At 46.9% G+C, this 13,008-nt stretch carries 13 protein-coding genes; 7 read left to right on the top strand and 6 right to left on the bottom strand.

What is annotated here, in order from left to right:
• The first annotated feature begins 77 nt into the window (after nt 1-77).
• The 3 genes from glnL to VT06_RS05495 are packed head-to-tail and all read left to right on the top strand — an operon-like array spanning nt 78 to nt 3,605.
• A complete protein-coding gene (glnL, locus tag VT06_RS05505; protein ID WP_046553272.1) occupies nt 78-1,142 on the top strand; it encodes a nitrogen regulation protein NR(II) in 1,065 nt (354 codons plus the stop codon).
• 4 nt (nt 1,143-1,146) lie between these two features.
• Nucleotides 1,147-2,586, top strand: a complete 1,440-nt coding sequence (gene glnG / locus VT06_RS05500) for a nitrogen regulation protein NR(I) (protein WP_046553271.1) — start codon at nt 1,147-1,149, stop codon at nt 2,584-2,586.
• Nucleotides 2,583-3,605 carry an alpha/beta fold hydrolase gene (locus VT06_RS05495; protein WP_046553270.1) on the top strand — a complete coding sequence of 341 codons (1,023 nt, stop codon included), beginning with the start codon at nt 2,583-2,585 and terminating at the stop codon, nt 3,603-3,605. The genes glnG and VT06_RS05495 overlap by 4 nt, the downstream gene beginning before the upstream one ends.
• On the opposite strand, the gene VT06_RS05490 is transcribed toward VT06_RS05495, so the two are convergent.
• Nucleotides 3,602-4,066 (bottom strand): tRNA (cytidine(34)-2'-O)-methyltransferase, encoded by a 465-nt coding sequence (locus VT06_RS05490; protein WP_046553269.1) that lies wholly within the window; start codon nt 4,064-4,066, stop codon nt 3,602-3,604. The genes VT06_RS05495 and VT06_RS05490 overlap by 4 nt on opposite strands.
• A 170-nt stretch (nt 4,067-4,236) precedes the next feature.
• Here VT06_RS05490 and VT06_RS05485 point away from each other — a divergent pair, with 170 nt between their 5' ends.
• Nucleotides 4,237-6,102, top strand: coding sequence for a bifunctional diguanylate cyclase/phosphodiesterase (locus VT06_RS05485; RefSeq protein WP_161795036.1), 1,866 nt, complete (start codon nt 4,237-4,239; stop codon nt 6,100-6,102).
• Here the strand turns inward: VT06_RS05485 and gpsA are convergent.
• From gpsA to VT06_RS05465, 4 genes are read right to left on the bottom strand one after another with little or no spacing between them, the layout of a single operon-like run.
• A complete protein-coding gene (gene gpsA, locus VT06_RS05480; protein ID WP_046553369.1) occupies nt 6,095-7,102 on the bottom strand; it encodes an NAD(P)H-dependent glycerol-3-phosphate dehydrogenase in 1,008 nt (335 codons plus the stop codon). The two genes, VT06_RS05485 and gpsA, sit on opposite strands and share 8 nt — an antisense overlap.
• Nucleotides 7,103-7,106: 4 nt before the next feature.
• Nucleotides 7,107-7,601, bottom strand: a complete 495-nt coding sequence (gene secB, locus VT06_RS05475; protein WP_046553267.1) for a protein-export chaperone SecB — start codon at nt 7,599-7,601, stop codon at nt 7,107-7,109.
• Between the two features lie 19 nt (nt 7,602-7,620).
• Nucleotides 7,621-7,878, bottom strand: coding sequence for a glutaredoxin 3 (gene grxC / locus VT06_RS05470; protein ID WP_046553266.1), 258 nt, complete (start codon nt 7,876-7,878; stop codon nt 7,621-7,623).
• A 2-nt stretch (nt 7,879-7,880) separates the two neighbouring features.
• Nucleotides 7,881-8,315, bottom strand: coding sequence for a rhodanese-like domain-containing protein (locus VT06_RS05465; RefSeq protein WP_046553265.1), 435 nt, complete (start codon nt 8,313-8,315; stop codon nt 7,881-7,883).
• Between the two features lie 162 nt (nt 8,316-8,477).
• Here VT06_RS05465 and gpmM point away from each other — a divergent pair, with 162 nt between their 5' ends.
• The 3 genes from gpmM to VT06_RS05450 all read left to right on the top strand — a co-directional run bounded on the left by gpmM (nt 8,478) and on the right by VT06_RS05450 (nt 12,046).
• Nucleotides 8,478-10,028 (top strand): 2,3-bisphosphoglycerate-independent phosphoglycerate mutase, encoded by a 1,551-nt coding sequence (gene gpmM / locus VT06_RS05460; RefSeq protein ID WP_046553264.1) that lies wholly within the window; start codon nt 8,478-8,480, stop codon nt 10,026-10,028.
• An 11-nt stretch (nt 10,029-10,039) separates the two neighbouring features.
• Nucleotides 10,040-11,212, top strand: a complete 1,173-nt coding sequence (locus tag VT06_RS05455) for a murein hydrolase activator EnvC (RefSeq protein ID WP_046553368.1) — start codon at nt 10,040-10,042, stop codon at nt 11,210-11,212.
• Between the two features lie 63 nt (nt 11,213-11,275).
• The gene (locus tag VT06_RS05450; protein WP_152658982.1) at nt 11,276-12,046 is read left to right on the top strand and encodes a divergent polysaccharide deacetylase family protein; all 771 of its coding nucleotides are present in this window, start codon (nt 11,276-11,278) and stop codon (nt 12,044-12,046) included.
• Between the two features lie 102 nt (nt 12,047-12,148).
• Here VT06_RS05450 and rpoH read toward each other — a convergent pair whose 3' ends face one another.
• Nucleotides 12,149-13,000 (bottom strand): RNA polymerase sigma factor RpoH, encoded by an 852-nt coding sequence (gene rpoH, locus VT06_RS05445; protein ID WP_046553263.1) that lies wholly within the window; start codon nt 12,998-13,000, stop codon nt 12,149-12,151.
• Nucleotides 13,001-13,008 lie beyond the last annotated feature (8 nt).

Genomic DNA, 13,008 nt, shown 5'->3' with positions numbered 1-13,008 from the left:
GCACAGGCTGTATTTCGGCTAAAAACCGATTACACTGCCCTCCACCTGCACTAAATTGGTGCAGCAGAGGTGACAGTGTGACAACTCAGAACCAACAAACCGATTTTTTTGCCATTGCCGAACAACTCACCACCGCGATACTGTTGCTTGATAGCGACCTAATGCTGCGTTATTTCAATACCGCTTGTTGCGCAGTAATGGGACTGGGCGAAAAGCGCCTGTCGGCACAGTATTTCCCTGGTTTGTTTCAGCATCTTGATATTAAAGCCAGTCACTTAACGGCGGTGCTTAGTAGCAAGCAGGGTTTTAGTGTCAGCGATGTCCAGGCCGTGTTGCTCGATGGCCGCCATCTGTTGCTGGATATTGCTATAACCGTTAGCGAGCAACCGGCTAACCACTTACTGCTTGAACTTCGTCAGGTTGACCAGCAGCGCAAAATCAGTATGGAAAGCTTACAACAACACCAGCATTTGGCGGCACGTGAGCTTATTCGTGGCCTGGCGCATGAAATTAAAAACCCACTAGGCGGCTTGCGCGGTGCAGCGCAGCTGCTGGAAGAATCGTTAGACGATGAACAAAAGGAATATACCCAACTGATCATTGCTCAGGCAGATCGCTTGCGTAATTTAGTTGACCGCCTGCTGGGCCCTTACCGGCCACCGCAGAAACAGCTAACTAACCTGCATCAAGTGGTAGAACAAGTGTTGCAACTGGCACAAATGGATAACCCGGGCAAAGTTCAATTCAGCCGCGACTATGACCCCAGCATTCCCTATTTCAGCTTTGATCCCGAACTACTGCAACAAGCGCTACTGAATATAGTGAGAAATGCGCAACAAGTGCTCCCTGATGGTGGCGCCATTTGCTTACAAAGCAGAATTTTGCACCAACATACCTTGAACGGAAAACGCTATAAGTTAGTCGCTTTTATTAAAGTTATCGACAACGGTCCCGGCATACCTGCCGATATTAAAGATACTTTATTTTACCCGATGGTCAGCGGTACAGCGGGTGGCACAGGCCTGGGACTGTCTATTGCGCAAACCCTTATCCATCAACACGGCGGCTGGATAGATTGCGATAGCTGGCCAGGCCAAACTGAATTTACCCTATATTTGCCTATATCAGACTCAGAGGAGTAACGTAATGAGTAATACCGTCTGGATTATCGACGACGACAACTCAATTCGTTGGGTGTTAGAAAAAGCATTGTCCCGCGCTGACATTAAATGTGAAAGCTTTGCCTCAGCCGACCTAATGCTGCAGCGGCTGGAATATGATCAGCCCGCGGTAGTGGTGTCTGACATCAGAATGCCAGGAACCGATGGTATGGCACTGCTTACTAAGCTACAACATCTGGCGCCGGAACTGCCGGTTATTATCATGACCGCACATTCGGATTTAGACAGCGCCGTTAATGCATTTAAACGCGGTGCTTTTGAATATTTACCGAAACCATTTGATGTGAATGATGCCGTAGCGCTTATTAGCCGGGCGCTACAACATAGCCACAGCCAGTTGGCTAAACAAAAACCGCAGGTAGCCAGCATAACGCCGGAAATTATTGGCGAAGCGCCGGCAATGCAGGAAGTATTCCGGGCAATTGGCCGCTTGGCACGCTCAAGTATTAGTGTGTTAATCAACGGCCAATCGGGTACTGGTAAAGAACTAGTAGCTAGGGCATTGCACAAGCACAGCCCGCGGGCTGAACAACCCTTTATTGCCTTAAATATGGCCGCCATACCGAAAGATTTAATTGAGTCTGAGCTGTTTGGCCATGAAAAAGGGGCTTTTACCGGCGCCAATAACTTGCGTAAAGGCCGTTTTGAGCAAGCAGACGGCGGCACACTGTTTTTAGATGAAATTGGCGATATGCCACTGGATGTGCAAACCCGTTTATTGCGCGTACTGGCCGATGGCCAGTTTTACCGGGTAGGCGGCCATCAGGCAGTATGCGTTGATGTAAGAATTATTGCCGCCACTCACCAAAATTTAGAGCAACTAGCGCAAGAGGGCAAATTCCGAGAGGATTTATTTCACCGCCTGAATGTGATTCGGGTACATATACCGACCTTAAAAGACCGCAAACAAGATATCGCCAAACTCGCTCAGCACTTTTTGCAACAAGCAGCGAAAGAGCTGAATGTGGAAGCGAAAATCCTAACCAAAGAAGCTGAACAATTTTTAAGCCAGCTAGATTGGCCAGGTAATGTCCGACAACTGGAAAATAGCTGCCGCTGGTTAACCGTGATGGCAAGTGGCAAGCATATTGTGGTAGCAGACTTACCACCTGAACTACTGCAGCCGATAAAAACTTCAGCAAAAACCAGCTCGCCACAACATGGCGATTGGCAAAGCCAGCTGGCCAGCTGGGTGGAAGATAAATTAGCCGCTGGTGAACAAAACATTCTGGCTGAAGCCGGCCCGGCGTTTGAGCGAATTGTTTTACAACAGGCCCTGCACTTTACTCGCGGCCATAAACAAGAAGCGGCCCGTTGCCTGGGCTGGGGCCGCAATACACTGACACGTAAGTTAAAAGAACTAAACATTGAGATAACAACAACAAATAAGTTACCACTCGTATGATGCCGTCAATAACTGCCAACCTGCTCGACATTGAGCTTAGCTCGCAATGGCAGCAACAATTACTGCCTTTGTGGCAACACTTTGTGCACGGCGATCTGCAAAGCAGCGACCAAACCAGGCTAAGCTATAGCTATTACTTGGTTAAACCAGCAAGACAGGCGGTGGTGTTTAGTACTGGCCGGGTAGAAATGGCCATAAAGTACCTTGAGCTAATGCAAGAGTTTATCACGGCTGGCTACAGCGTTTTTATCCTCGATCACCGGGGGCAGGGCCAGTCGGCACGCCTACATCACGACCCCCACCTGGGCTATGTTGCAGATTTTCAGCACTATGTCAGCGATTTTGAGCAATTTGTCAGTGAGATAGTCGAACCCTCTGGCCATCAGCAGCATTTACTGCTGGCGCATTCGATGGGTGCCGCCATTGCCTGCCGTTATCTGCAGCAGCATCAGCACCCTTTTGTCGCTGCCATCTTTGGTTCACCGATGTTTGGCATAAATACCGGTAAAGTACCCGCCGCTCTGGCAAACCGGTTGGTCGCTGGCTACGGCTGGCTTAGAGACAAACTACAATGGAACAATCAACAGTATTTCCCCGGCCAAACAGCCTACCTGGAAAAGCCTTTTGCCGATAATCTGTTAACCGCCAGCCATGCTCGCTATTGCTGGCTGTGCCAACTGTATCAGCAATATCCTGATAACCAATTAGGGGGGGTTAGCTGGGCTTGGCTGACCCAGGCCATCCGGGCTATGGCCAGCATCCAGCAGCAAGCCACGCAATTTAACGTCCCGGTTTTAATGTTGCAGGCAGCAGACGATCAGATCGTCAGCAATTCGGCACAAGATAGCTGGTTTGCCCGTTTGCCGACGCCATTGTATAAGCAACAGACCATACTGCCAGGCGCAAAACATGAAATTTGGATGGAGCAGGATGCTATCCGTCAGCAAGCGTTTGCTGCCATTAACCATTTTCTGGCTGAACTGAAAAGTACCCCACCGTCAGTCGACGCTAGTGCTTAAACTCCACCGGCAAAATTATGTTGTCGCCAGGCTTCATAACAGACGATTGCCACGGTATTTGCAAGATTCAGACTACGCGCGCCAGCTCGCATCGGCACCCTGATACGATGGTGCGCGGGAATGGTATCGCGCACCACATCCGGTAGCCCGGCAGTTTCTGAACCGAACAGCAACACATCATCTGACTGAAACTGCTGCAGCTGGAAAGGCTGACTGCCCTTAGTGGTAAGCGCCAAGATCCGCTTACCCGCTATAGCGGCCACAAAAGCACCATAATTAGCATAACGACTGACATTAGCCAGATCGTGATAATCGAGCCCGGCACGGCGCAGTTTTTTTTCTTCAAAATCAAAGCCCATTGGCTCAATAATATGCAGTTTACAACCGGTATTTGCTGCCAGCCGTATAATATTCCCAGTATTAGGTGCTATTTTCGGTTCAAATAATGCAATATGAAACATAACGGCCTGTGCCAAATAAGCAAAAGGGAGTTAATTTACACTTTGCAGCAGCGAAGTTAAAGCGCTTAGTCGTTAACCGTAGGTCAATCACTACACATTTAATTTGCTTAGGGCAGGCTATGCCAGCTATATTTAGGCAGTATTTTGTAAATTACAAGGACGTGTTTGTTATGCCTTTGCCAGGTTGGCTATTTTTACTTGCGTTATCATCGGCTTTCTCAGTCCAGGCAAATATTGGCAGTGAACTGCTGACTAACTCTGTTCTAGTTAAACTTTGGCCATTTCTGGCTGGTGTACTGATAACAGCTGTTCTGGGTTGGTGGTTGCGTCAGCAGCAGCTAGCTAAACAACAACTACAACAAAATGTGTTACGCCAATTACTAACAGATACCAGTGCGCTGGTGGCTATTATGGATCGTGACTGCCAACTGCTGCTTGCCAGCACTGCACTAGAACAACTTACTGCCAATCAAAATATCTGCCACAGCATGTACTTTGATGCCAATGCCAAAAAAGCAGCCTGGCCAGACATTCAGTTGCTATTGCAGCAAAAAAATAGCTGGCAGGGAGAGGTATGGTGGCAACTCAAAACTGATTTATTGGCAGTTAGTTTAACAATTACCCAAAGTGATAATACTGCCTGGCCGGCAGCACGCTATTTAATGGTCGCGCAGGATATTACCGAGCGTAAAAGATCTGATCAACAACAGCTGAACAACCTCACCCGTGACCCACTGACCAGCTTGCCAAACCGAATATTAGTAGAAGAGCACCTCAACACTAATATCGCAGGCTGTACCAGCCTTTATCCGGCAACCGCATTACTGTTGGTAAAATTTAATCAATTGCTGGGTACTGAGCAATCAGGCCCTAAACAGAGTAGCGCGCAGCGGATGATTGAAGCGGCTCTGGGCTTGCGTCAAGCTATAGCGCCGCAATATACGGTTGGCCGTTATAGCAGTGATAGTTTTGCCATATTAGTTGCTCCCCACTTATGCCCGCTACCCGTTGAACTTACGCTACACCAGTTAGCACATCAAATTTTAATTCAAGCTAGTCAGTTTACTCTGCCAAGGAATGCAACAGCAGTGTATGCCAGCATCGGTATTAGCCGCTTCCCTGAAGATGGCGCCGATGCCGCTGAAATTATGCACAGTGCCGAACGCGCGTTACAAACTGCAGCACGCAGTGGCATAAACCACTTTTGTTATGCTGACAGCCGTTTGCAGCAAAATGCTACCGAGTATCTGACCTTACAGGCTGAGCTAAGCAAAAGCCTGCAAAATAATGATTTTATTGTTTACTTTCAGCCGCAATTCAGCATTAGCAGCAATCGCGTGGTAGGTTACGAAGCCTTGCTACGCTGGCATAATCCAAAACGTGGCATTATGCAGCCACAGAGCTTTCTACCCTTAGCTGAACAAAGCGGTATGATAGTCGCTTTAGATCGTTTTGTATTTTTACAATGTTGTCATCAAATCCAGCACTGGTTACAAATTGACCAACTGCGTGGCCGAGTAGCCTTAAATATCTCAGTCCAAAATTTTCAACAATCCGACTTTATTGATTTTATGAATGACTGCCTGCTTGAAACCAATCAACATGCCAAGCATTTTACCTTAGAATTAGACGAGCGGATTTTTCAACACAATAGTGAGCTTCTGCAGAGTAGAATGTCAACACTGCGTGAGATGGGGTTTCAGTTACTACTGGATAATTTTGGTGATGGCATTTCTTCATTAACCACTTTGCGCCAGCTACCGCTAGATGCGGTAAAAATTTCCCGTAGCTTAATTAGTCAAATGGAACAAAAGGAGCAACAACGCAATATCACCGCCAGCCTGATTAGACTAGCGGGTTATTTACAACTGGAAGTAACAGCCAGTGGCATAGACAGTGAAATGCAAGCCTATCTGCTGCATGTGATGGGCTGTGATAAATTACAGGGCAATTTATTTAGTAAAGCCCTGCCAGTAAATGAAATACCGGCTTTATTAGCCAGAGAAAATAAATTATTGAAAAATGCAGTTAACTAACTTCATCACGTTTTTCACGGCCGAGTAAATCGACAGCGGCTAATTTGACATCTTTATGTTGGTATAGCACCTGATAAATTTGCTCAGAAATAGGCATTTCAATGCCAACTCGTTGCGCTAGGTTAAACACTTCTTTAGCGTTGCGATAACCTTCTACCACTTGCCCAATGCTGGCCATTGCGTCTTCTACCGATTTACCCTGCCCTAACAGCAACCCAAAACGTCGGTTACGTGACTGGTTATCAGTACAGGTCAGCACCAGATCACCCAGCCCCGCCATACCCATAAAGGTGTCTTTCTGCGCACCGAGGGCACAGCCCAATCGGCTCATTTCAGCCAGGCCACGGGTAATAAGTGCGGTTCTGGCATTGGCACCAAAACCAATACCATCGGCCATGCCCGCACCTATTGCAATCACGTTTTTAACCGCACCGCCAAGCTGTACACCAATAAAATCAGGGTTGGTATACACCCGAAAACTTTTGGCACAATGCAGTAAATCAGATAAACGGCTGATAAAGTCATGGTCAATAGACGATAAGGTAATAGCTGTTGGCATGCCCTCCGCCATTTCCTTGGCAAAAGTGGGACCAGACAAGACAGCAAGCGCTACCTGCTCGCCCAGAATATCGCGGGCAACGTCCTGCAATAGCCGGCCGCTTTCTGGCTCTAAACCTTTAGTAGCCCAGGCCACTCTGGCGTTTGTCGATAATAATGGTTTAATTTGCTTTAACGTGTCAGCAAAGGCATGGCTTGGTACGACCACCAAAATGTCACGGCTGCTTTGCACTACCGCAGCTAAATCGGCACTAACGGTTAAGCTGGCAGGTAAGGGGATATCGGGTAAATACTTGGTATTACAGCGTAAACGCTGCATCTGTTCAACATCCTGAATGTTTCTACCCCATAATGTAATGGGGTTACCATTGCGGGCTAAACAAATAGCCAGAGCGGTGCCATAAGACCCCGCTCCTAACACTGCAATTGCGGCGTTTTCCATACTATTATGCGTCAGCTTTAACGCCTTGCGCATCGGCCTGACGCTTTTGCAGATACTGTGCAAATAAAGCATCAAAGTTAACCGGCGCCAGGTTTAGCTGCGGGAAGGTACCACGGTTTACCAGACTAGATACGGCTTCGCGGGCGTAAGGGAACAAGATGTTGGGGCAAAATGCGGCTAACATATGTGCCATCTGCGCTTCTTCCAGCTCACCTATAGAAAAAATACCGGCTTGCTGTACTTCACACAAAAAGGCCGTTTCTTCGCCTACGGTGGTGGTCACCGTCAATGACAAAACGACCTGATAAACGCCCTCTTCTACTTTTTCGCTGCGGGTATCTAAATCCAGTTTAACTTCTGGCTTCCACTCTTTACGGAAAATAGCCGGAGCGTTCGGCGCTTCAAACGAAATATCTTTAACAAAAATTCGTTGAATAGCAAATTGTAAACCTTGTGATTGTTGCTCGGTAGCAACACCGTTTGCCTGTTGATCGGCCATGAATAATTCCTAATTTAAGTTATGCAGTTAATAGTGAATCGAGTTTGCCGGCTGCCTGCAGCGCGAACATTTCATCGCATCCCCCGATATGAGTCGTACCAATAAAAATTTGTGGTACAGTTGAGCGGCCGTTAGCTTTTTCAATCATTTCAGCCCGTCGCTCTGGCTGCTGATCAATTTTTACTTCCTGATAAGCTACCTTTTTTTGTTCAAGTAGCGATATTGCCCGAACACAGTAAGGACAATACGCCTTAGTGTAAATAACCACTTCTGCCATGTTTACCTCTTTGCTTTAACTACCGGTAGACTGGCACCGGACCAGGCCCCCATTCCGCCCTGTAACATGGCGACATTCGTGAAACCTTGCTTAGCCAGTGCAGCTGCACTTTTATGAGCACTCATTCCTGTCTGGCATACCACAATAATGGGCGCATCTTTTTGCTTTTCAAGCCCAGCAAGTTTCTGCTCAGTAATTTGACTTGCGCTCAATTGACGGGCACCAGCAATATGACCCTTTTTAAAGTCGTCTTCACTGCGGATGTCTAGCACTACCCCATCCTGCCGATTCACCAACATCGTTAGCTCAGTTGGTGACAACTGGCGGATAGCCGAAAAACGGGATTTTATCCAGCCGCCCACTAACAAAAAAAAGATAATAGCCCACGCCAGACTTAGCATAGGGTGATTTGTGACAAACTCAGTAAACTGCGCCATAGCGTTAAATCTTACTCTGAACTCATTAAAGTGGCCTGAGTATAACGATTTTGTTCTAAGAAAGCAGCCCTAAAACGGTCAATCCGGGCTGGAGAAAGTTAGAAAAAGCGGTAAGATACAAAGCTCGCTTAAATGTTCAGCTAAATCAAAACCGGAGTCAGCATGAATCATCCCAGAAAGCCCCTAGTATTGTTAATTCTTGATGGCTGGGGATACCGCGAACAAACTGACAATAACGCGATAGCCCAGGCCAACACCCCGGTAATGGATAAACTTTGGCAAGAGCACCCACACAGCTTAATTTCTGGCTCTGGCCTTGATGTTGGCTTGCCTGCTGGTCAAATGGGTAATTCTGAAGTAGGCCATGTCAATTTGGGATCAGGCCGGGTGGTGTATCAGGATTTCACCCGCATCACTAAGGCGATTAAAGATGGTGATTTTTTTACTAACAAGGTATTACTTGATGCCGTGACAACTGCCAAAAATAACAGCAAGGCAGTGCACATCATGGGCTTATTATCTGATGGCGGGGTACATAGCCATGAAGAACATATCCTGGCAATGATAAAATTGGCAGAGCAACACGGCGCAGGACCGGTCTATTTTCATGCGTTTTTAGATGGCCGCGATACGCCACCGCGCAGTGCAAAAGCCTCACTGGGCAAAATAACAGAACATTTTGCTCAAAGTGGCAGTGGCCAAATAGCCTCGATAATCGGTCGTTATTTTGCCATGGACCGGGATAAACGCTGGGATCGGGTAAAACAAGCCTATGATTTACTTACTCAGGGTAACGCTAAATTTGTAGCTAAAGATGCTATTAGCGCCTTAAAAGATGCTTATCAACGTGATGAAAACGACGAATTTGTGCGGGCAACGGTAATTACTGGTGCAGCTGGCAAGCCTGTGCAAATGCAAGATGGCGACACGCTAATTTTTATGAACTTTCGTGCCGACCGAGCCCGCCAACTCAGCAGAGCTTTTACCGAACCTGATTTTAACGGCTTTAAACGCACACATCAGCCGAAACTGGCAAACTTTGTGATGTTGACACAATATGCCGCCGATATTGATGCGCCTTGCGCCTATCCACCGGAAGCCCTGCATAATGTATTAGGTGAATGGCTGGCTAAACATAATAAAACGCAATTGCGGATCTCAGAAACCGAAAAGTATGCCCATGTTACGTTCTTTTTCAGTGGAGGCCGGGAGACTGAATTTGCCGGTGAAAGCCGGATTTTAGTACAGTCACCCTCAGTAGCAACCTATGATTTACAGCCTGAAATGAGCTCAACTGAACTGACTGACCAACTGGTTAACGCTATTCAAAGCGGTGATTTTGACGTGATTATTTGTAACTATCCAAATGGCGATATGGTGGGACATACCGGTATTTTAGCCGCGGCAATTACCGCAGTAGAAGCCGTCGATCATTGTGTAGGCCGGGTAGTGTCAGCCTTACAACAAGTTGGCGGCGAGTGTTTAATTACCGCTGATCATGGCAATGCAGAAATGATGCAAGACCCTAACTCAGGTCAAGCCCATACCGCGCATACCAGTGGTCCGGTACCATTAATTTATGTCGGTCGACCCGCAACGGCTATTGATGGTGGTATTTTAAGCGATATCGCACCGACGATGCTGCACTTATTAAACTTGCCCAAACCAGCTGAAATGACCGGCAAGGTGCTGATGCCATTGAAGCAGTGTTAACCGGTAGCCTGATGATACGTCATTTCATTACTCACCTTGGCCAACAGGTACTATGGTTGTTATTGTTGTGCTGTGCGTTAACTATAGCACCTGCTTTTGGCTTGCAGGAAACGCAGCAAGTGCAACAACAACAAGAACTGCAACAAGTTCAACAACAAATAAAAACCACCGAGCGCCAGCTTAAACGTCAGCAGCAGCAACTTAATAAATCAGCAAAACAGTTGCAGCAGTCAGATCGGGCATTGGCCAAAGCGTCAGCATTGCTGCTTAACACTGAGCAACAACTTGCCGATCTAAAGCAACGTGGCCAGCAATTACTTAACCGTGAGCAGCAGTTGAAAACTGAGTTGCAACAACAGCAAGACTTATTAGCCGCTCAGTTAAAAAGTGCTTACAGCCTCGGCCAACATGACTATACGCGCTTGCTGCTTAACCAGCAGGATACCGGCAAACTGGAACGGCTCTTAACTTACTACCAATATTTTAACCGGGCCAGGGTAAAGCAGTTAGCTGAAATCAATAACACCGTGTTAGAGCTAGAACAGGTAATGCAAGAACTTGCCGGACAGCAACAGCAGCTGCAAAGTACCCTTTTTGAACAACAACAGCAGCAGCAACAACTGTTATCCGTAAAAACGGAGCAACAGCAAGCGGTGAAACAATTACAAACGGTGCTAAAAGAACAAGGTAATCAGCTTAATTATTTGCGCCAAAACGAAAGCAGTTTACAAAACACTATAGACCAACTGCGAGCTCTGGCTGAGCGCAGTCGTGAACTGCTGGGTTTAGTTGCTAATAAGGGTAAACTGCGCTGGCCGCTAAATGGTCCTTTGTTACAAGGATTTGGTGAAAACCGCCAGGGCGGTATGCGTTCTCGAGGTATTCTGATCCAGGGCCGTGAAGGTAATCCGGTACAGGCTATTGCTGATGGCAGAGTAATTTATGCTGATTGGTTAAAAGGCTATGGCTGGGTTATTGTGTTGGATCATGGTGAGGGTTTTATGAGCTTATATGGCCATAACCAAAACATTTTAAAACAACCTGGGGAGCAAATTATTGCTGGTGAAACCATAGCATCAGTTGGTATCAGTGGTGGACAAGCTAATGCAGGATTGTACTTTGAAATACGGGAAAAGGGTGATGCAGTCAACCCACTCCCTTGGCTTAGCAAAAACAAAGGTTAAAATAGGTTGCGACCAAAGTTAGCTTGCGCCACTATAATTGGCAAAAACAGGAATATCAATCGCGTGCGTATACTTTTATTTGGGCTAGCGCTAAGTGCTCTGCTGTGCTTCGATGTGTTGGCAGAAAAACCGCGCATTGCCATTATCATTGATGATATCGGTTATCAAAAAAACGATTTAAAAATGGTGGCGCTGCCTTTTGCGCTAACATTATCGGTGCTTCCTCACACCCCTTATGGTCCTAAATCGGCACAACTGGCCTTCTCGCAGCAAAAAGATGTAATGTTGCATATGCCTATGGAAGCTAACAATGGCAAAAGCCTTGGCCCTGGGGCGTTAACTCGCAATATGGATAGACAGCAGGTTCGTGCAGCCTTGCAGTCGGCGTTAGCCGACATTCCTTATGCCATCGGGGTTAATAATCATATGGGAAGCTTGTACACAGAGCTAGACCAGCCCATGGCCTGGACCATGGAATACTTAAGACAACGTCAGCTGTTTTTTGTTGACAGCCTAACCACACCGCAAAGTAAAGCACGGTTGTACGCCCGACAATATGGCGTCGCCAGCTTAAGTCGTCATGTATTTCTGGACAACGATTTGTCTGAGGCGGCGTTACAGCGCCAATTTCAACAACTACTGCATATTGCTAAACGACATCAGGCCGCCATTGCTATTGGCCACCCCTATCCACAGACTTATGAATTTTTGAAAAAAAATCTGCCGCTGCTTAACAAGCATGGTATCGAATTAGTGGGTATTTCCGCGTTATTACCACTTGAACATGACGTCGTAGCAGCCGGTTTCACCGCTCCGGCTATCTCTGCACCATAATAAAATTCGGTTTAGGGCGATTAAAAAAACCTGCATTAAGCAGGTTTTATACGTTGTTTAAACGGGATTTTTTTACTCGCTTTATAGCGAACAAAAGAATGTTTAGCTAAGAGCAGAATGCAGTTTTTTCATGGCGTTTTTCTCAAGCTGGCGCACACGCTCTGCCGATACCTGATAACGTTCTGCTAATTCTTGTAAGGTTAATTTGTTGTTGTCTAACCAGCGGGCGCGGACGATATCCTGACTTCGGTCATCCAAGGTACGCATTGCCGCCTGTAGCCGGTCTGCCGCGGCGCTGTCCCATTGCTCGTCTTCTACCTGAATAGCCAAATCAGACGCTTTGTCTTGCAAATAATATACTGGTGCAGTGAAAGCCGAGTCATCATCCTCGTCTGGAGCATCAAACGGCATATCATAATTGCTCATCCGGGACTCCATTTCCCGTACTTCATGCTCAGCTACGCCCAGTGACTCAGCAACGTGCTTAACTTCATCCTGATTAAACCAACCTAAATGCTTTTTCGCTTTACGCAGGTTAAAAAACAATTTTCGCTGCGCCTTAGTAGTAGCGATTTTAACTATGCGCCAATTTTTTAACACGTATTCGTGTATTTCAGCTTTAATCCAGTGCACAGCAAAAGACACTAAACGTACACCAACAGTCGGATCAAAACGCTTAACGGCTTTCATCAAGCCAATATTACCTTCCTGCACTAAGTCGCTTATTGGCAAACCATAACCTGAATAACTGCGCGCAATATGCACCACAAAGCGTAAGTGCGACATAATTAACTGCCGGGCGGCAGTAAGATCGCCACCTTGCTGTAAACGCTCAGCCAAGCTGCGCTCCTGGTCTGCAGTTAACATCGGAATAGTGCTAACGGCATGAGTATAAGCCTCAAGGCTGCCGCTGGCTGCGACGGTAAGCGGCATAAATTCTGCTTTGGTTGTCATAGTGTGCC

This window comes from Arsukibacterium sp. MJ3 (assembly GCF_000987765.1).
Taxonomy (GTDB): Bacteria; Pseudomonadota; Gammaproteobacteria; order Enterobacterales; family Alteromonadaceae; genus Alishewanella.
This window is presented reverse-complemented; position numbering and strand designations above follow the sequence as displayed.